We start from the raw sequence: 20,192 nt of genomic DNA, 5'->3' as shown, positions 1-20,192 counted from the left end.
GCTCGGACCATCGACCGCGGACAGGCCGGTGGCGAGCACGGCGGTCAGCAGGCGCAGAGGATTCGTGGGAGGGTTCGGTTTCCGATGGTCACGATCGGCCCTTCCTCAGTCGACGTCTGTAGATCAGCTTCAGGGGGCGGATTTCCGTGAAGTTCCTTATCACCTCGGGGGGCATCAGTAACCCGAGCATCTCCGACGCGCTCGTCGGCCTGCTGGGCAAGCCGATCGCCGAGTCCACGGCCCTGTTCATCCCCACCGCTGTCTACCCCTTCCCCGGCGGGGCCGAGCGGGCGTGGAAGGCAGTTCACGGTCGGGCCGACATTCCGCTGTGTCAGCTGGGTTGGAAGTCCCTGGGGTTGTTGGAGCTCACCGCGCTGCCGACCATTCGGAAAGAGAACTGGGTCCCGGCCGTCCGGGAGGCCGACGCCCTCCTCGTCTGGGGCGGCGACGTGCTGTACCTGACCCACTGGATGCGCCAGTCGGGCCTGGCCGACCTCCTGCCGTCGCTGAGTGACATGGTCTATGTGGGGGTCAGCGCCGGGAGCATCGCGGTCACGCCGCACAACTGCGACGCTGAGTTCGATCTCGGGTTCGTCCCGGACGGCAGCGACATGGTGCAGGACGCCGACCGGGCGTTGGGGCTGGTGGACTTCACGCTGTACCCCCACCTCAACCATCCGGAGATGGCGGACACCACGTTGTCCGACATCCAGAAGTGGGCCTCCGGAATCCCGGTCCCGACGTACGCCATCGACGACAACACCGCCATCCGTGTGGTCGACGGCACCGTCGACGTCGTCTCCGAAGGCGAGTGGGCACTGATCAACCCCTGAGCGGGGCGTTCCCTTCAGTCGAGCACCGACTCGCCGCCCGGGTTGGCGAAAGACTCTCCGCGTACCTCGATGGTGGTCTTTCCCGGGGTGGCCGGAACCCTCACTACCTACGGGGTGCGTCCCGTTCCGACGCCGGGACCGGTGGCAGGTGGCGGGCGAGTGCGTCACGCAGGGCGCCCGTCGCGGGCCGAAGCAGGCCGACGTTGACCGTGTAGACAGGCTGGCCGGCACGGATCCGTGGACGAAGCGTCGTGCCGGGCGGTGCGACCGCTCCTGGGCGCACGGTGACCTGGAGGACGGCGAACGGGCCAGGGCGGCGAACCGTCGCCGAGTGGATCGCCTGCCACGGGAGGACGGCGGATCGCCCCTTCTCGACGAGCCCCAGCGTCGGAGCGGTGACGTCGACCGATGACCAGTTCTTCCGATGCAGCACAACCGAGAGAACGCTGAAGACGACGGCGTAGAGGGCACCGGAAACGGCGATGTTCGTGTAGTCGGCCGGCAGCCGTCCGGCGATGAGTGCCAGCACGGTGTGGACGAGAACCCAGGCCAGCAGCCCCATCAGCAGCATGAACACGAAGGTGAGGCGGGTGGACGTACGGAACGTCGTCCTGTCGTTCTCGTCCACAAGGGTCCTTCCGCCGACCGTGCCGACGACTGTAGGGCATTCCTGGTTGACGTGGCGCTGCCTGCATGACTGCTGACCGACCAGGTTCCGCTGCCTGTCGACCTCGACTATGCCCGTCCCGACGAGCGGAGGGACCACCCGTCCGAGTGGTCCCTCCGCTGGTGTGCTGGTGAGTGGCTAGACTTCAGGTTGGCAGTTCACCTGTGCTCTGCTGCGGCGGGCGCAGCCTCGGGAGGGTGTTCCAGCACCCTCTCGAGGGGCCGTCCCATCAGACGGCGCCTACTCGCAGAAGACCCGCACGGTGGCATCGGGGGAGTCCACCTCCACGGTCACCTCGTCGAGGTGCTCCACGAGCGCCTCCAACTGCTCGGGCTTGAGCTGCGTCAGGTCGATCGGCACGCCCGAGTCGCTGAGTGAGGCGTTGGCCTTGACCAGGGCCTGCGGCGGGACCAGCGCCGCCAGCCGTACGCCGGCCCGCAGCAGTTGCAGTGGCACCCGCACGTTGACCCGCGACGGCTCGCCGTTGTCGGTGGCGTCCACCACCACCCGCAGGTACTTCACCTTGCCCTTCGGTCGGAGGTCGTGACCTGCCACCGCCGGTGCCTGGTCCCGTTCGATGGCGGCGATGAGCTGCTCCGCCTCCTCTGCGGTGATCTTGCCGGCGGCCAGCATGTCGAGGATGTCCTTGCGTTGTTCGGTCATCTGAACCTCTCCTATCGGATAGCGACGAGCACGGCCGTGCGGCCCTGCTCGATGTCGAAGCGGGCGCCGGGCAGCGCGGAGATGACGCACCAACCGGCACCGAGCGCCCGCATCACACGGATGCGGAACACGAGGCAGGCCACGATCGCCGCGAGGACGACCAGGATCACGACCGGCAGGAGTACGAGCGCCACGGGCAGCACCGGAACCCAGAAGCGGAGGGGCCGATGGTCCGGGCGGTTGACCTTCACGGTCACCAACTGCGGCATCACGATCGGCCGTCCAGCTCGGCCAACGCCTGCTGTGCGGTGATCTCACCGCGGCGCAGCCTGTCGATGATGTCTGCCCGTGACGGTGCCGGGTCGGTCTCGACGAAGTCGAGCATCTGCGTGATCCGGTTGAGTCGTGACTTGATCGTCGGGTAGCTCACCCCGAAGATGCGTTCCATCTCCTTGATCGAACCGTGGCAGCGCACGAACGCCGTGACGAAGACCTGGTCCTCGACGTTGAGCTGAGCCAGTTGCGGTAGCTCGAACTCACCCTCGATCGCGACGCCGTTGCTCGCCAGGCGCACCCGCTCGACGACGAACGGCTGGCCCCTGGTCAGGCTGGTCAGTTCCTGCCAGTCCATCGCCTGCTCTGTCATACCTAAATTTGTACCTTAAGAATCTTCAACTTCCAAGACTTGGACCTTAATTTTCTTAAGACCGAGCTCGTGGCCGGGGAGGTGGCCCCCGCTGCGCCCCTCGCGCCGGCCCCGGCCCTTCGGGTAGGCCGGCTGTCGCGCTGGACGGCCGCAGGTTTGTGCGGGCCGGGCCGGGTAACACTCCCCATGGCTGCTGACCACGAGGACCGCTCGCACCCCGACGCCGCTGTTGGGGCGGTCACCGCGGTGGCAGCTCGGGCGCGGCGTCGTGGGGGCGAGGCGGGACGACTCAGGCTCCGGCTGTTCAGCGTCATCTTGCTCGTCGCAGCCCAGTGCGGGCTGGCCGCGGCCTTGTCCTGGGGGCTGGCGCACTACGTCCTGGACCGCCCTTCGCCGATCTTCGCGCCCAGCGCGGCCGTCGGGACGATCGTCGCCGCCCTCGGGCAGCGCGCCCGACGCACCGCCGAACTGATGCTCGGCGTGGGGCTCGGCCTGGTGGTCAGTGACCTCCTCGTGCGCTTCCTCGGCTTCGGGCTCTGGCAGATCGGCCTGGTGGTGGGGCTGGCCATCGCCGTCGCCCTGCTGGCGACCGGGCACAGCGGAGCGCTGGTCGCGCAGGCCGGCAGCACCGCCGTGCTGATCGCAACGTTCTCGCAGTTCGAGCGGGGCCTTGAGTGGGCGCGGATCGTCGACGCCGGCGTGGGAGGCGTCATCGCTCTGGTGGTGGTCGCACTCCTGCTGCCCATCAATCCGATGCGCGTTCTCGAACGCGCCACCGCACCGGTCACCTCGGCCCTGCGTACGCAACTGCAGGAGGTGGGACACGCGCTGGCCGAGCGCGACCGGGACCGGGCGATGCGCGCACTGGATCAGCTGAGTGCGACAGACCCCGACCTGCAACGCATGGACGAGGCCCTGGGCGGCGCCGAGGAAGTCACGGTGATCGCCCCGGCGCGCTGGCAACGCCGACTCGATGTCGAGCACTACCGCAACGGCATCCCCCACGTCCACCGGGTGAGCCTCGAAGCCCGCGAGCTCGCCCGATGGGCGGTGACCACGCTGGAGTACGACGAACCGGTGCCGGAGGAACTTCCGGCCGCCGTGCAGAAGATCGCCGAGGCGGTCCACCTGCTCAGGCGGGAGGCACGCGCGGGCCAACCCTTCAACCGGACGTACCAAGCGGTGTCGGACGGCGCGCGGCTGGCCGGGCGCGCCTACCGCCAGGGGAGCAAGCCGTTTTCCGACGCGATGGTGATCCAGCTACGCACAATGGCCAGCGACCTGCTCCGCGCGACCGGCTGCCCGCCGGAGACCGCCAACCGGATAGTCCGCGAGGCCAGCACGGTCTAGTGCCTCGTCTTGGAACGTGGATGCGCCGGGTCCTGGACCTCTACGACCACCCTGCGCCGCCGCTGGCCGACCAGCGCCAGCACCTGATCGTGGACTTGGTGTTCCTGCCCACGCATGCGTCCGGTCGAATCGGCGACTACATCCGCTGGCAACCGACGAGCCCGACCGAAGTCCGGATTCGCGACCAGGCCCAAGATCCGCCACCCGGACCACCCGATCAAAGGCTGCTTGACGAGGCACTAGTTACCGACGCCGAGGCTCGACATGAACGCCGCCGGGTAACGGTCACCGCGCGCGGCACCCTTCGGCACGGCCGCCTCGATCTCTTCGAGATCATCGGCCGACAGCTTCACGTCCAGCGCAGGCAACGCCTCGGCCAGCCGCTGCCGGGTGCGCGCACCGACCAACGGAACGATGGACGGGTCCTGCGCCGCCACCCAGGCGATCGCCAGCTGCGCCACCGTGCACCCCTTCGCGTCGGCGACGCGGCGCAACGCCTCCACCAGGGCGAGGTTGTGCGACGCGTTCTCGGCGGAGAAGCGGGGACTGTGGTTACGTGGATCGTCCGCCCGCCCCGGCACCCAGTTCCCCGAGAGCAGGCCCCGGCCCAGCACCCCGTACGCGGTCAGCCCGATGCCCAGCTCCCGCAGCGTGGGCAGCACGTCGGCCTCGACCGCTCGCGATAGCAGCGAATACTCAATCTGAAGATCAACAACCGGATGTACGGCGTGCGCCCGCCGGACGGTCTCCGCGTCAATCTCGGAGAGCCCTACATACCGCACGTAACCGGCGTCGATCATCTCCTTGATCGCGCCGATCGTGTCCTCGATCGGCACCGACCGGTCGAGCCGGGCCGGCCGGTAGATGTCCACGTAGTCGACGCCGAGCCGGGTCAGCGAGTAGCTCAGGAAGTTCCGCACCGAAGCCGGGCGGGAGTCCTGACCGGCGAACCGCATGCCCGGCCCCACCTGCTGCCCGAACTTCACACTCAGCAGATAGCTGTCCCGGTCGCGTCCCCGCAACGCCTCCGACAGCAGCAGCTCGTTGTGCCCCATGCCGTAGAAGTCACCGGTGTCGACCAGCGTGACCCCCGCGTCCAGCGCGGCCCGCACGGTGGCGATGCTCTCCTCGCGATCGGCCGGGCCGTACGCGCCCGACATGCTCATCGCCCCCAGTCCCACCGCGGAAACCGTGGGACCCGTGTTGCCCAGAGTGCGTGTCTGCATCGAAACTCTCCCTCATCGGTCGATCTCGGCTCCACCCTGCGCCGCTGTCCGGCCCGCCGACAGCGGAGCGCTTATCGTGGGAGCGCCGCTCCCTGGCTCGGTGCCCAGTCCCCGGGGCAGCATGGAGGCATGCAGCGTGAGCAGCTCGCCGACTTCCTACGCCGCCGGCGCGAGGCCATCCGCCCCGCCGAGGTCGGCATCGCCGACGGCCCCCGCCGCCGCACCGCCGGCCTGCGCCGCGAGGAGGTCGCCATGCTCGCCGGCATGTCCGTCGACTACGTCGTCCGCCTCGAGCAGGGTCGCAGCAGCCAGCCGTCGACCCAACTGCTCGGCGCCCTGGCCCGGGCCCTGCGCCTGACCGACGACGAGCGAAGCCACCTCTTCCACCTGGCCGGCCATCAGCCGCCGCCCGCCGACGGCATCGCCCGCCTGGCCCGGGCCGGCCTGGTCCGCCTGCTCGACCTGGTGGGCGACACCCCCGCCATGATCCTGTCCGACCTCGGCGAGATCCTGGCGCAAAACCGCATGTCGATCCTGCTCACCGGCGACCACACCGGGCTGACCGGCGACCGCCGCTACGTCGCCTACCGCTACTTCACCGACCCGGTCATCCGCGACCTCCACGGCCCCGAGGAATGGCAGCGGCACGCCCGCCAGCAGGTCGCCGACCTGCGCGCGGTGGCCGGCCGGCGGGCCGGCGACCCGGCCGTGACCGGCCTGATCGAACGGTTGCGGGCAGCGAGCGACGACTTCCTGCGGCTGTGGGCCGAGCACGAGGTGGCGGTGCGCCGGGCCGACCGCAAGACGTTCATGCACCCGCGCGTGGGCCGCATCACGATGCACTGCGAAACCCTGGTCACCCCCGACCTCGGCCAGCAGCTGCTGGTGCTGACCCCGGCCGACGCCGAGGCCCGGGAGAAACTCGAGCTGCTGCGCGTGCTGGGGGTCGAGGAGTTCCCGGCCGGCGTGCCTCACTGACGGTGCCCGCGGTTCCGCACGCCCACGGGAGCTCTGACCGACCCCGACGACGACCGGATCACCGCTCTCGCTGGCCACGCCCGCAGCGTCAGCACGAACAAGCCGTGGGGGCGGTTCAGAACTCCGTGCCGGCATGCGGCTCCTCGCGGATGCCGCCGATACCACCGGGCTGACCAGCGCGTTCAGCGACGCCCTTGCTGTATTGAGGCAGCGGCGGTCCGGGCATGACCCAAAAGAAGACGCCCTTCCTGGAAACCGTGCAGTGCCTGTCATCAGGTTCCGGTCTACGGGGTGCGGCGGGTGGCGAGGGTGGCGGGCATGACGGCGGCGGCGCCGAAGCGGCGGCGGGCGGTGTCGGCGGCGGCTTCGATCAGCCGGGCCCGGGGGCTAACCCCATGGTGCCCACTGGCGTCAGCTTCATCACCAACAGACATGCCAGCCTGATCGCGTAAGCGATCAGGAGCCCGAATGCTTGGACAGGTACAGCAGCACCCTCTTCCGTCGAAGGATCCTCATGTCCCGCACCCCCCGCAAGTACCAGTCCACGTATCGCGTTCTGTCGTCTCTCGCCGTGCTGACCCTGGCTGCCGGTGGCGTCACGGCGTGTGGCGACGACGGTTCCTACGCCACCTCCTCGACCTCGAAACCCCCCACATCGTCCGCCTCGCCGTCGGCCAGCCGGGCGGCCGCAGCGAAGCTACACATGGTCAACAACGGAGGACATCGCCTGGCCTTTTACCTCACGCAGGGCAGCGGTTCCACCATCGTCCTGGACTCCGGCGGCGGCGAGTACTCCTCGCAGTGGAAGGACATCGCCCCCAAGCTTCACGCGGCCACCGGCGCCACCGTCATCACCTACGACCGGGCCGGCCTCGGCGAGAGCGACGTGGTGCCCGGCGCGTGGAAGGTCGAGAGCGCAGTCAGCGACCTCAAGGCAGGTCTCAAGCAGCTCGGCGTCACCAAGGACGTAACCCTGGTGTCCCACTCCCAGGCCGGTGAGATCGCGAACAACCTTGCCCAGGACAACCCGGAGATGCTCTCCGGCGCGGTCCTCGTCGACGCCAACCTCCCCCAGTTCTTCACCGACGAGCAAATCCCCCGCCTCGTGGCCGCAGGCCAGCCGGACGTCGACGTGGCGAAGCAGGATCCCGAGAAGCCTGCGAACCGCCAGCTCATCTCCACCGCGGAAGGCTTCGCCGCCGCCCACCAGACCTTCCACAAGGTGAAGTGGCCCGCCTCCGTGCCGGCCACGGTCATGGTGTCGGAGAAGACCCCCTTTGCCGCGTCTCCCGAGGACGCCCAGCGCTGGCGCGACGCCGCCGCCTCGTTCGTCAAGGAAGCCCCCAACCGCAAGCTCGTCACCGCCAAGGGCACCTCCCACGAGATCCCGACAGATCGCCCCGACCTCGTCATCAAGGCGATCGAAGACATGTTCGCGGCACAGCACTGACCGGCGGGGCGGTTTCTAGGGGTCGTCGCAACATGTGGTCGTGTTGATCAGGCCGTGAGCAGTTTATGCAGGCGCTCGACTGGGGTTTCCCAGTCGAGCGTTTGCGTGGGCGGCCTACGCCCCCAAGATGGCCTTGAGTGCCGCGTCGAGTGCCTGGTCTGCCGGGACGGGCATATCGGGGACCACCCCGACACCTTCCCAGTTGGTGCCGGTGACGCTGTTGACGGTCCGGGCGGTCGGCACGGTCACGAGAATGTGTTCGGTGACCGGGTGGCGGGCCGTCGGATGCGCGCCGCCACGCGTCGTCTCACCGACGACGACGGCCCGGCCGTGCGCCTGCAGGGTGTACGCCACGTCCTCGCCGCCGGAGAACGTCATCGCGCTGGTGAGCACATAGACCGGGCGGTCGGTATAGCGCGGTGCGGGCAGGTGCGCCGTCGTCCAGAACTGGCGCGTGGCGCCGGTGGACCGCTCGTAGAAGTCGTTGAGGTGCACCTGGTCGTCGCGGAAGAAGTAGCTGCACCACATCGCGGCTCCCTCCGGTGTTCCGCCGGAGCACGCGCGCAAGTCCAGGATGAGCGCGCAGCTGAGAGCGACCAGTTGCATGGCCGCACCGATCGCGGCGGCGCCTTCGTCGGCGTACGCGATGCGCCGCACGTCGATGAGCCCGACGGTCCCGTCCAGCTGCTCGACCCGGCGGATCCCCTGGTTCTCTGCCCGCAGCAGCGCGAGGAACGCGGCCCGCCCCCCGTCTTGGTCTGCTGGGTCCAGCGACTGCGGCTGGTCCGACCACAGCAGACGCAGATGTTTGTCCGGGCACACCTCCTGCAGGTGGGCGGTCACCGTCTCGCAGAGCACCGGCCCGTCCAGGTCGTCGTACTCGCCTGCCGCGAGGCGGCGCCGGATCGCGGTTTCGATGTCCGCGACCTTCTCTGGAAAGACGTACCCGGCGTCGATCCGATCCAGGGCCTGTCCGATTATCTGTTCGTTTGAGAGCACGGCGGGCCACGGTAGACCGGAAGCAGGGTCATGGCCACCGTATTTCGCAGGGACTCAGGAGCGCGGCAGCATGCCCACGAGCGACGTGATGATCGCGAGCCGCAGGGCTGACCGCAGGTCGACATGGTGGACCGCGAGCGCCGGCTCGGACTCGTAGACGGCGAGCAGGCTCGGCGGCGGCGAGGTGTAGGCGGACAGTGCGCCACCCATGATCAAGGCGTTCAGGCAGAACAGCTCGGCGTGGTCGCCGACCTCGGGCAGGTCCCGCCGGACGAGGCCGGCCATCACCGCGAGCTTGCCCAGTGAGGCCCGCTTGTGCCGGCGGGCCACCTCGACCGAGACGTTGTGCTCGAGCACTCCGCCCTGCGCGCCGAAGAGATCGCAGAGCACCGTCTGGGCGGCAAGCGATCGGCTGAGCACGTCTGCCACCTGCTCCGCCCGTTCCAGCGCGGACCCGCTCGGGTTGACACCGTGGGCCAGCTCCTGCTCCAGCTCGGCCAGCCAGGTCGTCGTCCGGTCGTCCATCAGGTCGAGCAGGATCGCCTCGCGCGACTCGAAATAGCGCAGCACCGCTGTCTTGGCCAGGCCGACCCGCCGGCTCAGCTCGTTCAGGGTCACCTCGGCCACCGGCATCTCGTCGAGCATCGCCGAGGTCGTCTCCAGGATCGCCCGGCGCCGGACCGCACGCTGCTCCTCGCTGCGCGCCCGCTGGAACGTCATGACGCCAACCCTAGCTTAGGTACCGGCGGTCCCTTGACAGCGTACCGGCGGTACCTTACCGTTTCAGGCATAAGTTACCGGCGGTACATAAGGAGTCTGAGATGAAGTGGACCGAGCAGCAGATCCCGCGTCAGGACGGCCGGGTGGCCGTGGTCACCGGCGCCAACACCGGGCTGGGCTTCGAGACGGCCCGGCGGCTCGCCGAGCGCGGGGCGTCGGTCGTGCTGGCCGTGCGAGACACGGAGAAGGGCAAGCTGGCCGCCGCCCGGATCAACGGCGACGTCTCCGTACAGGAACTGGATCTGGCCTCGCTGGAATCTGTGCGCACCGCCGCGACCGGCCTGCGCGCCACCCACCCACGGATCGACCTGCTCATCAACAACGCCGGCGTGATGTACACCCCGAGGCGGACCACCCGCGACGGCTTCGAGATGCAGTTCGGCACCAACCACCTGGGCCACTTCGCGCTCACCGGGCTGCTGCTCGACCTGCTGCTGCCCGTGCCCGGCTCCCGGGTGGTCACGGTCAGCAGCAACGGCCACCGCATCCGCGCCGCCATCCACTTCGACGACCTGCAGTGGGACCGCTCCTACGGCCGGGTCGCCGCGTACGGCCAGTCGAAGCTCGCCAACCTGATGTTCACGTACGAGTTGCAGCGTCGGCTCGCCGCGCACGGCACCACCGTCGCGGTGGCCGCACACCCCGGCATCTCCAACACCGAACTGCCCCGCAGCGTCCCGGCGGTCGTCCGCCGACCGCTCACCTGGCTCGCCCCGTTGATCATTCAACCCGCGACGGCGGGCGCGTTGCCCACCCTGCGGGCCGCCACCGACCCGTCCGTCCTCGGCGGGCAGTACTACGGCCCCGACGGCGCGACCGAGGCGCGCGGCTACCCGAGGCTGGTCACCTCAAGCCCCGAGTCCTACGACATGAGCCTGCAGCAACGCCTCTGGGCCGTCTCGGAAGACCTCACCGGCGTGCGGTTTCCGGTGGGCCGGGCAGCCGTCGCGGCGTGACCGTGCCGCGTCCCCCTGTCAGCCGTCAGAACGTCGCCGTCGTTCCCTTACCGCGAAGCCCACGGCCATGAAGAGCAGCCCGACCGCGATCAACCCGCCGCCCAGGTCCGAAGTGCTGGTGACACCTCCGGCCAGGCGAATTGCGCAGCGATGATCAACAAGAAGAACGCGAGCACGACCAGTGCGCTCGTCGCTTGCCGACGCCGTGAACCCCCTTGATCCCCGGCGCATGTCCGTGGCTCCCTCAGTCCCTTTGCTGCCGCTGTCGCCGGAGGCGCAGCAGGTGCACGAGTACGGCAGTCAAGCCCAGGATGCTGATCGCGGCCGATGTGGCCACGAACGCATCTGGATAGCGCTCACCGACGGTGCTGGCGAGCACAAACCCGATGATGGTGCCCAGGATCACGAGGAGTATGCCGAGAGTCGGTCGTTTCACTGGGCTCACTCCTCTGTGGCAGCCGGACCCGACTTTCTTGGTTGTGCTCGAAGTTCTCCTCGGCCAAACCTGCGAGATGCGGTGATCGTGCCGACGGCGGACCCCGCGGCTGTCAGGTCCGCCCGTCGGACGTGGTGCCGGCCCGGCCCGGTGATGAGTCTTCCGGCCCGCGCCCGCCATACCTATGAAGGGACATGACGAGACGGAAGGATGTCAGGTCGATCGGCACGCCCGAGTCGCTGAGTGAGGCGTTGGCCTTGACCGGCGCGGCTGACGACGCAGGGCGGGCCGTGGCAGTTCACCCGACCGAGGTCAGGTGCGGGCGCTCGGGACCGACCGCTCAGTGAGCTCCCACCGGTCGCCGTGACCGGTGGCGATCGCGACCGCCTCGATGACCCGCCGGGCCGCCGCCGGGTCATCGACGAGGCTGACGGCGGTTTCGAGGTCGACCGGTGGCCCGCCGGCGAGGCTCGCGGCCACGGCGATCATCTGCCGGTCCCGGTCGGGCACGTCGCCGTCCGCCGCGAAGTCGACCACCGCCGCCCAGTCGGTGACCTGCCCCATCCGCACGGTGTCACCCATGTCCCACACCAGATCCAGGATCCCCACGAGGTCACCGAAGCCCGGCTGGTCCGGCACCGCGGTGCCGGTCAGCAAATGCACGGCGGCCCGCCGGCCGAGCGAGGCGCCGGTGGCAGTGTCGGTGCGCAGGACGGCCCGAATCTCATCACCGGTGAACCCGGAGGCGAAGCGTGGCCGGGTGGCTCTGCGATGCAGCGGCGGCGCCGTATCGGGGTCGGCCAGCAACTCCGCCACCCGCAGGCACTCCGCGCACGGCGGCAACGCGGCGATGTCGACGCGGGTGTCACTGAGATGCATCTCGTAGGCGACGTCGATCGCCCACTGGTCACTGCTCCAGACCGGACGCTCCGGAGCCGAACACAGGGTGAGACCCGTCTTCCCGCCGTCGCCGCCCGGCGCGTCGTCGAGATCGACGGACAGATGCTGGAGCGTGCCGTCCGTACAAGCTCGAGGTGTCATCGGATCCTCCTCACCACCGGCTGCTTCGCCGGTCGCTCGTGCCAACGAAGTCTATCCATGCCCCGCAACCGCCCCCACCGACGCCGAGGCGGCACCCGGAGGGACCCGCCCCCTGCGTCGACCCCACCTGCGCACCGGCGCCCCGCCCGGTGGGGCCAGCTGGCGCCCGACCCGCTCACAGGTGGGCGACGACCACCCTGGTGGCCTGGGCGATGCGGGCGCCGTCGTCGGTGGCGTCCTTCGAAACGATGGTGCCAACAGCGGGCAACGTCCGGAGACGGGCCATGCCAAACGACGCTGGTGATGAGTTTCGGCGCCCGCCCCCGTCACACCTCCGACCGGACACGACGAGAGGCGAGGATGACGTGATGAGTGCGGACAGGCGGCTGGAGGAGCTGGGCGTGAGCGGTCTGGGCGAGGGTGACGAACCGGAGTTCTCGGGGTTGGCGCAGCGGCACCGGCGGGAGCTGCACGTGCACTGCTACCGCATGCTCGGGTCGTTCGAAGACGCCGAGGATGCCGTGCAGGAGACGTTGCTGCGGGCCTGGCGGCGGCGGGAGACCTTCGAGGGGCGCTCGACGTTCCGGGCCTGGCTGTACCGGATCGCCACCAACACCTGCCTGGACCTGCTCGCCAAGCGTCGCCCGGAACCCGCTACCGGCGGTGAGGTGCGCTGGTTGCAGCCGTATCCGGATCGGCTGCTCGACGAACTGCCGGCGGGCGACGCGGACGAGCCGGAGGCGCTCGCCGTGGCGCGGGAGACGATCGAGCTGGCGTACGTCGTCGCCGTCCAGCACCTCGCGCCCCGCCCACGGGCCGCGCTGATCCTGCGCGACGTGCTCGGCTGGCCGGCGAAGGACGTCGCGGAGCTGCTCGGCGACTCCGTCAACTCCGTGAACAGCGCGCTGCAACGGGCCCGCGCCGGCATGCGGGAGCACCTGCCCGCCGAGCGGCAGGACTGGACCGGTGGCGACGAGGACGCCGGGACACGCGAGCTGGTACGCCGCTTCACCGAGGCCAGCGTGGCCACCGACATCGGCCGGCTCACCACGATGCTGCGCGACGACGTGCGCTGCTCGATGCCGCCCACCCCGGGCCTGCAACTCGGCCGCGACGCGGTGGTGAACGACTGGATCGAGGGCGGCTTCGACCGCATGACCGGCCTACGAGGCGTCCCCACCTCCGTCAACCGGCAACCCGCCGTCGCCTTCTACCACTGGCGGGAGCGGGAGAACGTGTACCTGCCGTTGACGATCGACGTCCTGCGCGTCACCGGAGGGGCGATCACCGAGATCACCACCTTCCACGACGACCAGTTCCCGAGGCTCGGGCTGCCGGAGCGGCTGCCGGCGGACGGCACGGAGTAGTCCCGATGTCCGCCCGCTACCCGAGACGATGGAGCAATGACGTGACCAGCATGGACGCCGCCCCGGCAGTTACTCAGACCAACCGCCGACTTCTCGGGCTCGCCGGCACCGGCCTCGTCGCTGCCCTCGCGGCGGTGGTGGCCACCACCCTCGCCGCCGCGCTCGCCCAGGCCGTCGGCGTCGACTTCGAGATCCCCGACGGTGGCGAGACGGTCCCGCTGGGCGGGTTCGCCGTCGTGACCGGCTTCTTCTCGGTCGTCGGCACCGTCATCGCCGTCGCCCTGCTGCGGTGGAGCGCCCGTCCCGCCGAGCGGTTCCTCTGGACGGCGGCGTCGCTGACCGCGATCTCACTGGTTCCACCCCTGCTCGCCGGGGCGAACACCACCACCACCACCGTCGCTCTGCTCGGGCTGCACCTCGTGCCGGCGGCGGTGATGATCCCCACCCTGACGCGCAGCCTCCGCGCCCGGGCCGGTTGACGGTCCCGCGCCGGGCGGTCAGGCCGCCGAGCGACCGGGCCGCCGAGGTCGCGGGGCTCGCCGGCCGATCTCGCATACTCGGAATGCTCCTCGGGACTGGGCGCACGCGGTGCACACCCGCCGCGCGGGCATCGGTCGGATAGCCTGTCGCCCATGGAATCCGTGGACGTGGTCCTGGCCGTCGCATGCCTCGCGGCCAGCCTGGCCATGGCCGCCGTGCTGCTCTACCGGAGCCGTGGCGGCACGAGGGTGCCCCGGATCTTCGGCCGCCCGCAGCCCCTCCCACGCCTGCGGGCCGCGATGCACATCTGCCTCGGCCTCGGACTGGGCGGTGGCTGGCTCGTGAAGGACCTCTTCCCACCCCACTCCACCGGCGACACGGTGCTGTTCAACGCGGTGCGGATCCTGCTGCTGGCTGCCGTCGTCGCCGCCGTGCTGGGCGCGTTCCGGCACCCGCGGTCACTTCCCGACGAGGCCACCCGCTGAGCCGGCTTGCGTTCGTTGGTCTGCCCGTGACGAACGTGCGTTGTTGATCGGCGGCATGGAGATCCGCGCAACATCAGGGTTGTTGCTTCCACCCGCTGAGCAGGGGACCAACAATCCTGATGTTGCGCGGATCTTGGCGACGAGCGTTCGATGCGGGCGGCCTCGCCGGTGTCACGCGGGGCGACGTCAGTCGTCGTGCCGGGCACCGCGATCGGGTGCGGCCATGTCGCCCGTGGCGGGCGTGCCCTCGGCCAGCCCGTACCGCAGGTACACGGTGCCCTTCGTGCTGGCCACCGGTGGTTCGAGGAGTGTGAGGTTCGTGGGCACCGCGCCACCGTCGAACACCTTCTTGCCGACGCCGAGCACGATCGGGTGCACCCACAGGTCCAGCCGGTCGAAGAGCTTCTCGCGCAGGAGGGTCTGCACCAGGTTCAGGCTCCCGACGACCTTCACGTGCTCGTGCCGGTCCCGGATGTCGCGCACCGCGCCGGCCAGGTCCGGGCCGAGCTGGGTGGACCCGGCCCACGACAGGTCGGGCGTGCCCCGGGAGGCCACGTACTTCGGGACGCTGTTGAAGAGCGTGGCGATGTCGTTGTCCTCGCCGCCCTCCTGGTGCGGCCAGTAGGCGGCGAAGATGTCGTACGTCCGCCGGCCGAGCAGGAGAGCGTCCGTGCCCTCGTACGCGGCCGCGACCTGCGCTCCGGCGACCTCGTCCAGTAGGGGCGCCTGCCAGCCGCCGAACGGGAACCCCGCCGGGTCCTCGTCGGGACCTCCGGGCGCCTGCCCGACGAGGTCGAGGGTGGCGAACAGCTCGATGTGGACGAGGCCCATGCCCTACTCCTCACGAAGTGGTTGTCTCGACCCCCGAGAGTAGACCGGTGAAGGCGCGCATAGAGGGTCCTCAGGAGCGTCGGCGTGGTCGTCACGGCAACAGCTTTGATCCGCACGCCGGCCCATCCAGGACCCGTGGACGTCTCAGGGCGTGGCCGGCCGGGGCGTGGGTGTGAACGGGGCCAGGAGGAGATCGGTGAGGCGCCGCTGGGCGGGCTCGTCACCGGTCAGGCGAAGCGCGCCCGATGCGAGCGCTGCCGCCATGGTGATCTGGTGGCCGCAGACGGCCCGGAGGGTGTCGATGTCGGTGGTGAGGGCCGCGTCGGGCTCGGGTGCCGTGCCGCGCCGGATCTGCACTGCACCGTCGGCGACCTCGGCGAGGTAGGTGTCGGCGTCGACGTGAAACTCGTAGACGCCACGTAGGGCCGCGGCTCGTGCTGGATCGAAGGCCGCCTTGATGCTCAGCAGCAGGGAGTCGATGCCGAGGGCGCCCTCGGGGGACTGTGGGGACTGGCTTCCCCAGCGTCCGAACTGAAGGAGGATGGGCTCCAGGGCCCGGCCCCATTCGGTGAGTTCATAGAGGTGGACCCGGGTGGGCGGTCCCAGGTCACGCCGGTGCACGACGCCGTGCTCGGTCAGCTGGCGCAGCCGCTGGCTCAGCACGTTCGGGCTCACTCCGGGTAGGCCGCCGAGCAGGTCGTTGAAGCGCCTGGGGCCGAGCAGGAGGTCGCGTACCACGAGCAGTGCCCACCGCTCGCCGATGACATCCAGTCCACGCGCGACACCGCACGGATCCCCATAACTACGCATGCCGCTCATGACCTTCAGCCTACCCGGATCCTTTTTTAGGAGCGCCACTTGTTCTGTAGGAGTTAACCCTCTAGCTTGGCTCTCATGAGCCTGCTCAACTCCGAGGCGGCGAGCCCGCCGCAAGGTGATGTGAAGCTGCTGGCAACCCCCGTGGCGCAACGCCTGCTCGTCGGGCCCGTGGCGCGCCTGGCCTACACGAGCAGGGATGGGACGCCGCGGTTGATTCCGGTGAACTTCCTGTGGACCGGCCAGGAGTTGGTCGTCGGCGCGTTCGCCGGCACCTACAAGATCCGTGAACTGCGCGCACGACCGGACGTGGCGGTCTGCATCGACACCACGGACGGGCTTCCGGAGGTGCTCATGCTGCGCGGGAAGGTCACCCTGACGGAGGTCGCCGGCGTCCTGCCCGAGTACGCCACCATCCAGCGCACGGGGATGGGCGAGGAGATGGGCAACGCCTACCTGGAGGCGATCGACAAGCCGGGCCTGCGGATGGTCCGGATCGGCCTGCGCCCCACGTGGGTCGGAGTCGTCGATTTCCGGGAGCGGTTCCCGGCCCGGACACCGGAACCCGTCCGAGCCGCACTCAGGGGCAGCCGATAGCGGCAGAGCACCGGCACTCACCTCACGATGACGGAGGACGAGAGATGCGCAAGATTGTCGTGTCGATGTGGACCACGCTGGACGGGTTCGTAGCCGGTCCGGACGACGAGATGGACTGGCTGCTGGTCGACGACCAGCTCCAGAGATACGAGCGGGACCTGGTGGACAACGCCGGAAGTCTGATGCTGGGCCGGGTGACACACGCCGACTTCGCCGGCTACTGGCCGCAGGCCGCCCGGAACCCCGACGAACCCGACGACGTCAGGGGGTACGCCCAGCGCGTCGACGCCCTGGAGAAGATCGTCGTCTCCGCCTCGGGCGACATCGCGACCTGGAACAACACCCGGAGACTCACCCACGTCGACCCCGACGAGATCACCCAGCTCAAGCGTGGGTCCGGCGGTGACATCGTGGTCTACGGCAGTCTGTCCGTGATTCGGTCCCTTGCCCAGTACGGGCTCATCGACGAGATCCACCTCCTGGTGCACCCCGTGTTCCTGCGTGACGGCAAGGCGCTGTTCCCTGGCGGTCAGCCGCCCGCGCGACTGGAGCTCCTGTCCGCCGAGCCCTTCGCCTCCGGGGTCGTCCTCATCACCTACCGCCCGAGCATCGACACCCGAAGCGCCTCCTGAGTCCTGGCCGACGAACCGGGCTCGAGACGCCCAGACGTTCGGACAGGGATCGTCATCGCCGTTCCTCCTGAGGCGCCGTCGGTCAGGGCAGGATCTCGACGTACCCGTCGCTGCCGTGCACACGGATCCGCTGCCCGTCGCGGATCAGCCGGGTGGCGTCGAGCACGCTGACCACAGCCGGCAGGCCGTACTCCCGTGCGATCACCGCGCCGTGCGTCATCAACCCGCCGACCTCCGTCACCAGGCCGGCGATGCCGACGAACAGGGGCGTCCAACTCGGGTCCGTGTGGGCCGTGACGAGGATGTCGCCCGCTTCGAGATCGGCCTGCGCCATGTCGAGGATGACACGGGCGCGTCCTTCGACAGTCCCGGCGGACACCGGCACACCGACCAGGGCGCCGGCCGGCACGTCGTCGCGTCGGTACGCCCCGCGGACGACCTCACCGTCCGAGGTGAGCACCCGGGGCGGGGTGAGCGCCTGGTGCGACCGGAACGCCTCCCTGCGCTGCCGGATCAGCTCGTCGTCCACCCGGTGCGAGCGCACGACCTCGTGGAACTCCTGGAACGTGAGGTAGAAGACGTCCTCCCTCTCGGTGAGCACGCCGGCCCGCACGAGGCGCTCCGCCTCGTCCAGCAGGGCCTGCTTGTAGACGAAGTAGCGGCAGACGATGTCGTACTTCGGGTACTCCCGATAGCCGATGAAGGTACGCACCCGGTCGATCATCCGCTCGGTCTCGTCGGCCTTCTGCTCCCCGTCCGGCAGCGCCCGCAGGCGCGTCAAGACCTCCTGCGCCTTCTGGTGCGCCTGCTGGTCTCCCTGCTCGAAGCGCCTCCTGGCGGCACCCGGCTCGAAGAGCCTGACGTTGTCGAGGATCACCGGCACGAGTGTGCTGGGGCGTTCGCTCCACCGCGGCCTGGTGATGTCGATCTCGCCGACACAGCGCATGCCGTACCGGTCGAGGTACGCCTCGATGGCGTCGCGCGCCTCGGTCCCGCCCGCGAACTTCGGCAGCTCGTCGAGGAAACCGTCGTCCTCGACGCTCTGGAGGAACGCCACCACCTCCGGATGCGGACGGATCTGGTCGGCGACGTCGAGCAGCGCCAGTCCCATCTCCGACGTGATGTTGCCGGGGGCGGACAGGGTGAGGGTGTCCGCGGCGTTCTTCTCGCCCAGCCACTCGTGCAGCCGGTCGTTGAGCCACCAGGTGGCCTCCATGCCGGCCATGATCGCCTGCATGTTCAGCGGCTCGGCGAGGACCCGTTTGTGCTCCTGGAAGGCTTCCAGCAGGAAGTCGAACAGCGCCGTGCCGGTCACCGTCGCGATGTCGCGCCGCAGGGCGGCGACGGACGTCTCGCTGCGCTCGATCAGCTCGGTCACGATGGCCGGGTCGGTCGCGATCGGGGTGGACGCGCCGCCGGTCGTCGGCCTACCGGGACCGCCGTCGTCCGGGAGTGTCGGAACGAAGTCCCGGTCGAGGATGGTCTCCAGCGCGTCCCTCATCAGCGGATCGTCGCGCCCCGCCATCTTCAGGAAGCCGGCGCGGCTGGCGGGGGAGGCCAGCAGCCGGGTGGCGTCGACGAACAATCTCCCGCCGGCCGCCAGCATCGGGGCGATGGCGGTCAGCTGCCACATGGAGAGTCCCAGCGGCCGCATGGCGTCGGTCATCATCTGCTGGTGACCGACCGAGAGGTAGACGTGGTTCTCCTGGTCGCTGGTCGGGGGAACGGGGAACAGCGTGGTGATCGGCCGGCTCTGCACGATCAGGAAGTCGTCGTCGACCAGGCACCATTCGATGTCCTGCGGGCGGCCGAAATGGGCCTCGATCCGTCGCCCGAGCCGCACGAGCCGTACCACCTGCGCCTCGGTCAGCGCCGGCTGTTCCTGCCGCTGCGGATCGATCGCCACCTCCCGCGTACCGCCGCCCGGCAGGGCGGCGACGGCACGGTGTTTGGCGGCAACCGCCCTGGTGACGACCTCCCCGTCGCGCACCCTGAAGACGTCCGGGTTCACCAGGCCGGACACCAGGGCCTCGCCGAGGCCGAAGCTGGCGTCCACGGTCGAGACCTTCCGGTTGCCCGTGACCGGGTCGGCCGTGAACAGGATTCCGGCCGCATCCGGAAAAACCATCTGCTGTACGACGACAGCCATGTGCACCGTGCGGTGGTCGATGCCGTTGCGCAGGCGGTAGACGACGGCCCGCTCGGTGAACAGCGACGCCCAGCATCGGCTGACGTGCCGCAGGATCGCCTCCGGCCCCACGACGTTCAGGTAGGTGTCCTGCTGGCCCGCGAAGGACGCCGTGGGGGTGTCCTCCGCCGTCGCGCTGGACCGCACGGCGTAGGCCGCCTCGTCGCCGAACCGGGCGAGCGCGCGGGTGATCGCTGCCGTCAGCTCGCCCGGGATCGCGGTCTCCTCGATGCTGTGGCGGATCTCCGCGCTCAGCGTGCGGATCTCCTCCCGGTCATCCGGGTCCAGGCGCGAGAGCTGATCGAGCCGCTCGTCGACAGACGGCGCCTCTGCCATGACCCGCCGGAAGGCGGCCGTCGTGACGCAGAACCCGGCCGGCACGCGGATGCCGTCGATCCGCGACAGCCCGCCGAGGTGCGCGGCCTTGCCACCGACGACCGCGACCTGCGTCTCGTCGACCTCTCGAAGATCCACCAGCGGTACGAACTCGCTGCGGCCCGCGTCCATCGACACCACACCCACGTCGCGCCCCCGTTACCTCGTTTGTGCTGGTCCGGCCGCCGATTCTGCGCCACGACCGGGGTCTTGCGGCAAGCCCCCAGGTGCGATATACGTTAGAAGTGGCAGGGAGAGTCATCTCCTTGCCTTTACTTTTTGTCGCCCCCGGTGGTGTGGTGACCCGCCTGACCGCTGCACACCTCGGCCGGCCTCTCCAGGCCGCCGACACCACCGACCGGCGCACCCGAACCGGTCGGGGAACGAGAGTCGCCA

23 protein-coding genes are annotated in these 20,192 nt (G+C 69.7%); 11 read left to right on the top strand and 12 right to left on the bottom strand.

What is annotated here, in order from left to right; all coding sequences use genetic code 11:
• The first annotated feature begins 146 nt into the window (after positions 1-146).
• The gene (locus tag ABGB10_RS13075; RefSeq protein WP_347661133.1) at positions 147-833 is read left to right on the top strand and encodes a Type 1 glutamine amidotransferase-like domain-containing protein; all 687 of its coding nucleotides are present in this window, start codon (positions 147-149) and stop codon (positions 831-833) included.
• 103 nt (positions 834-936) lie between these two features.
• Here ABGB10_RS13075 and ABGB10_RS13070 read toward each other — a convergent pair whose 3' ends face one another.
• The 4 genes from ABGB10_RS13070 to ABGB10_RS13055 all read right to left on the bottom strand — a co-directional run bounded on the left by ABGB10_RS13070 (position 937) and on the right by ABGB10_RS13055 (position 2,809).
• Positions 937-1,461: a hypothetical protein gene (locus ABGB10_RS13070; protein ID WP_347661132.1), complete on the bottom strand. Its 525-nt coding sequence runs from the start codon at positions 1,459-1,461 to the stop codon at positions 937-939.
• Positions 1,462-1,740: 279 nt separating this feature from the next.
• Complete coding sequence (locus ABGB10_RS13065) at positions 1,741-2,163, bottom strand: hypothetical protein (RefSeq protein ID WP_347661131.1); 423 nt, start codon at positions 2,161-2,163, stop codon at positions 1,741-1,743.
• 11 nt (positions 2,164-2,174) lie between these two features.
• The gene (locus tag ABGB10_RS13060; RefSeq protein WP_347661130.1) at positions 2,175-2,432 is read right to left on the bottom strand and encodes a hypothetical protein; all 258 of its coding nucleotides are present in this window, start codon (positions 2,430-2,432) and stop codon (positions 2,175-2,177) included.
• Complete coding sequence (locus ABGB10_RS13055; protein ID WP_208745033.1) at positions 2,432-2,809, bottom strand: DUF2089 domain-containing protein; 378 nt, start codon at positions 2,807-2,809, stop codon at positions 2,432-2,434. Before ABGB10_RS13055 ends, ABGB10_RS13060 begins: the two co-directional genes overlap by 1 nt.
• A 186-nt stretch (positions 2,810-2,995) precedes the next feature.
• Between ABGB10_RS13055 and ABGB10_RS13050 the strand changes: the two genes are divergently transcribed.
• Positions 2,996-4,159, top strand: coding sequence for an FUSC family protein (locus tag ABGB10_RS13050; protein WP_347661129.1), 1,164 nt, complete (start codon positions 2,996-2,998; stop codon positions 4,157-4,159).
• A 239-nt stretch (positions 4,160-4,398) separates the two neighbouring features.
• Here the strand turns inward: ABGB10_RS13050 and ABGB10_RS13045 are convergent, their stop codons facing one another.
• Positions 4,399-5,385: an aldo/keto reductase gene (locus tag ABGB10_RS13045; protein WP_347661128.1), complete on the bottom strand. Its 987-nt coding sequence runs from the start codon at positions 5,383-5,385 to the stop codon at positions 4,399-4,401.
• 129 nt (positions 5,386-5,514) lie between these two features.
• On the opposite strand from ABGB10_RS13045, the gene ABGB10_RS13040 reads away from it, so the two are divergent.
• From ABGB10_RS13040 to ABGB10_RS13030, 3 genes are all read left to right on the top strand, one after another.
• On the top strand, positions 5,515-6,363 hold the full coding sequence (locus ABGB10_RS13040; protein ID WP_347661127.1) for a helix-turn-helix transcriptional regulator: 849 nt from the start codon (positions 5,515-5,517) through the stop codon (positions 6,361-6,363).
• Positions 6,364-6,587: 224 nt separating this feature from the next.
• Entirely contained in the window at positions 6,588-6,815 is a 228-nt protein-coding gene (locus tag ABGB10_RS13035; protein ID WP_347661126.1) for a hypothetical protein, read from the top strand.
• Positions 6,816-6,877: 62 nt separating this feature from the next.
• The gene (locus ABGB10_RS13030; protein ID WP_347661125.1) at positions 6,878-7,813 is read left to right on the top strand and encodes an alpha/beta hydrolase; all 936 of its coding nucleotides are present in this window, start codon (positions 6,878-6,880) and stop codon (positions 7,811-7,813) included.
• Between the two features lie 114 nt (positions 7,814-7,927).
• Here ABGB10_RS13030 and ABGB10_RS13025 read toward each other — a convergent pair whose 3' ends face one another.
• Both ABGB10_RS13025 and ABGB10_RS13020 read right to left on the bottom strand, forming a co-directional pair.
• Positions 7,928-8,812 (bottom strand): S41 family peptidase, encoded by an 885-nt coding sequence (locus ABGB10_RS13025; RefSeq protein ID WP_347661124.1) that lies wholly within the window; start codon positions 8,810-8,812, stop codon positions 7,928-7,930.
• A 54-nt stretch (positions 8,813-8,866) separates the two neighbouring features.
• The gene (locus ABGB10_RS13020) at positions 8,867-9,532 is read right to left on the bottom strand and encodes a TetR family transcriptional regulator (protein WP_347661123.1); all 666 of its coding nucleotides are present in this window, start codon (positions 9,530-9,532) and stop codon (positions 8,867-8,869) included.
• Positions 9,533-9,633: 101 nt separating this feature from the next.
• Between ABGB10_RS13020 and ABGB10_RS13015 the strand changes: the two genes are divergently transcribed.
• Positions 9,634-10,548 carry an SDR family NAD(P)-dependent oxidoreductase gene (locus ABGB10_RS13015; protein WP_347661122.1) on the top strand — a complete coding sequence of 305 codons (915 nt, stop codon included), beginning with the start codon at positions 9,634-9,636 and terminating at the stop codon, positions 10,546-10,548.
• Between the two features lie 244 nt (positions 10,549-10,792).
• Here ABGB10_RS13015 and ABGB10_RS13010 read toward each other — a convergent pair whose 3' ends face one another.
• Both ABGB10_RS13010 and ABGB10_RS13005 read right to left on the bottom strand, forming a co-directional pair.
• Positions 10,793-10,984, bottom strand: coding sequence for a hypothetical protein (locus ABGB10_RS13010; RefSeq protein WP_347661121.1), 192 nt, complete (start codon positions 10,982-10,984; stop codon positions 10,793-10,795).
• A 312-nt stretch (positions 10,985-11,296) separates the two neighbouring features.
• Positions 11,297-12,025, bottom strand: a complete 729-nt coding sequence (locus ABGB10_RS13005; protein ID WP_347661120.1) for a hypothetical protein — start codon at positions 12,023-12,025, stop codon at positions 11,297-11,299.
• A gap of 368 nt (positions 12,026-12,393) precedes the next feature.
• On the opposite strand from ABGB10_RS13005, the gene ABGB10_RS13000 reads away from it, so the two are divergent.
• The 3 genes from ABGB10_RS13000 to ABGB10_RS12990 all read left to right on the top strand — a co-directional run bounded on the left by ABGB10_RS13000 (position 12,394) and on the right by ABGB10_RS12990 (position 14,357).
• A complete protein-coding gene (locus tag ABGB10_RS13000; RefSeq protein WP_347661119.1) occupies positions 12,394-13,392 on the top strand; it encodes an RNA polymerase subunit sigma-70 in 999 nt (332 codons plus the stop codon).
• A 50-nt stretch (positions 13,393-13,442) separates the two neighbouring features.
• Positions 13,443-13,871, top strand: coding sequence for a DUF6069 family protein (locus ABGB10_RS12995; RefSeq protein WP_347661178.1), 429 nt, complete (start codon positions 13,443-13,445; stop codon positions 13,869-13,871).
• Positions 13,872-14,024: 153 nt separating this feature from the next.
• Positions 14,025-14,357 (top strand): hypothetical protein, encoded by a 333-nt coding sequence (locus tag ABGB10_RS12990; RefSeq protein WP_347661118.1) that lies wholly within the window; start codon positions 14,025-14,027, stop codon positions 14,355-14,357.
• 186 nt (positions 14,358-14,543) lie between these two features.
• On the opposite strand, the gene ABGB10_RS12985 is transcribed toward ABGB10_RS12990, so the two are convergent.
• Both ABGB10_RS12985 and ABGB10_RS12980 read right to left on the bottom strand, forming a co-directional pair.
• A complete protein-coding gene (locus tag ABGB10_RS12985) occupies positions 14,544-15,188 on the bottom strand; it encodes a dihydrofolate reductase family protein (RefSeq protein ID WP_347661117.1) in 645 nt (214 codons plus the stop codon).
• A 144-nt stretch (positions 15,189-15,332) separates the two neighbouring features.
• Positions 15,333-16,007, bottom strand: a complete 675-nt coding sequence (locus tag ABGB10_RS12980) for a winged helix-turn-helix transcriptional regulator (protein ID WP_347661116.1) — start codon at positions 16,005-16,007, stop codon at positions 15,333-15,335.
• Between the two features lie 75 nt (positions 16,008-16,082).
• On the opposite strand from ABGB10_RS12980, the gene ABGB10_RS12975 reads away from it, so the two are divergent.
• Positions 16,083-16,601: a pyridoxamine 5'-phosphate oxidase family protein gene (locus ABGB10_RS12975; protein WP_347661115.1), complete on the top strand. Its 519-nt coding sequence runs from the start codon at positions 16,083-16,085 to the stop codon at positions 16,599-16,601.
• Positions 16,602-16,645: 44 nt separating this feature from the next.
• Positions 16,646-17,233 (top strand): dihydrofolate reductase family protein, encoded by a 588-nt coding sequence (locus ABGB10_RS12970; RefSeq protein ID WP_347661114.1) that lies wholly within the window; start codon positions 16,646-16,648, stop codon positions 17,231-17,233.
• Positions 17,234-17,315: 82 nt separating this feature from the next.
• Here ABGB10_RS12970 and rph read toward each other — a convergent pair whose 3' ends face one another.
• Positions 17,316-19,928: a rifamycin-inactivating phosphotransferase gene (gene rph, locus ABGB10_RS12965; protein ID WP_347661177.1), complete on the bottom strand. Its 2,613-nt coding sequence runs from the start codon at positions 19,926-19,928 to the stop codon at positions 17,316-17,318.
• Positions 19,929-20,192 lie beyond the last annotated feature (264 nt).

It is taken from the genome of Micromonospora sp. B9E7 (assembly GCF_039871815.1).
In the GTDB taxonomy this organism is placed as follows: Bacteria; Actinomycetota; Actinomycetes; order Mycobacteriales; family Micromonosporaceae; genus Micromonospora.
Note: the sequence above shows the minus strand (reverse complement) of the source record. Positions and strands in the feature narration are given on the sequence as shown.

Excerpts from the sequence above, each read along its gene's own strand:
- ABGB10_RS12975 (WP_347661115.1), top strand. The coding sequence starts at position 16,083 with ATGAGCCTGCTCAACTCCGAGGCGGCGAGCCCGCCGCAAGGTGATGTG.
- ABGB10_RS13000 (WP_347661119.1), top strand. The coding sequence starts at position 12,394 with ATGAGTGCGGACAGGCGGCTGGAGGAGCTGGGCGTGAGCGGTCTGGGC.
- ABGB10_RS13005 (WP_347661120.1), bottom strand. The coding sequence starts at position 12,025 with ATGACACCTCGAGCTTGTACGGACGGCACGCTCCAGCATCTGTCCGTC.
- ABGB10_RS12985 (WP_347661117.1), bottom strand. The coding sequence starts at position 15,188 with ATGGGCCTCGTCCACATCGAGCTGTTCGCCACCCTCGACCTCGTCGGG.
- ABGB10_RS13045 (WP_347661128.1), bottom strand. The coding sequence starts at position 5,385 with ATGCAGACACGCACTCTGGGCAACACGGGTCCCACGGTTTCCGCGGTG.
- ABGB10_RS12980 (WP_347661116.1), bottom strand. The coding sequence starts at position 16,007 with ATGAGCGGCATGCGTAGTTATGGGGATCCGTGCGGTGTCGCGCGTGGA.
- ABGB10_RS13035 (WP_347661126.1), top strand. The coding sequence starts at position 6,588 with ATGACCCAAAAGAAGACGCCCTTCCTGGAAACCGTGCAGTGCCTGTCA.
- ABGB10_RS12970 (WP_347661114.1), top strand. The coding sequence starts at position 16,646 with ATGCGCAAGATTGTCGTGTCGATGTGGACCACGCTGGACGGGTTCGTA.
- ABGB10_RS12995 (WP_347661178.1), top strand. The coding sequence starts at position 13,443 with ATGGACGCCGCCCCGGCAGTTACTCAGACCAACCGCCGACTTCTCGGG.
- ABGB10_RS13050 (WP_347661129.1), top strand. The coding sequence starts at position 2,996 with ATGGCTGCTGACCACGAGGACCGCTCGCACCCCGACGCCGCTGTTGGG.
- ABGB10_RS13040 (WP_347661127.1), top strand. The coding sequence starts at position 5,515 with ATGCAGCGTGAGCAGCTCGCCGACTTCCTACGCCGCCGGCGCGAGGCC.
- ABGB10_RS12990 (WP_347661118.1), top strand. The coding sequence starts at position 14,025 with ATGGAATCCGTGGACGTGGTCCTGGCCGTCGCATGCCTCGCGGCCAGC.
- ABGB10_RS13065 (WP_347661131.1), bottom strand. The coding sequence starts at position 2,163 with ATGACCGAACAACGCAAGGACATCCTCGACATGCTGGCCGCCGGCAAG.
- ABGB10_RS13060 (WP_347661130.1), bottom strand. The coding sequence starts at position 2,432 with ATGCCGCAGTTGGTGACCGTGAAGGTCAACCGCCCGGACCATCGGCCC.
- ABGB10_RS13055 (WP_208745033.1), bottom strand. The coding sequence starts at position 2,809 with ATGACAGAGCAGGCGATGGACTGGCAGGAACTGACCAGCCTGACCAGG.
- ABGB10_RS13015 (WP_347661122.1), top strand. The coding sequence starts at position 9,634 with ATGAAGTGGACCGAGCAGCAGATCCCGCGTCAGGACGGCCGGGTGGCC.
- ABGB10_RS13020 (WP_347661123.1), bottom strand. The coding sequence starts at position 9,532 with ATGACGTTCCAGCGGGCGCGCAGCGAGGAGCAGCGTGCGGTCCGGCGC.
- ABGB10_RS13030 (WP_347661125.1), top strand. The coding sequence starts at position 6,878 with ATGTCCCGCACCCCCCGCAAGTACCAGTCCACGTATCGCGTTCTGTCG.
- rph (WP_347661177.1), bottom strand. The coding sequence starts at position 19,928 with ATGGACGCGGGCCGCAGCGAGTTCGTACCGCTGGTGGATCTTCGAGAG.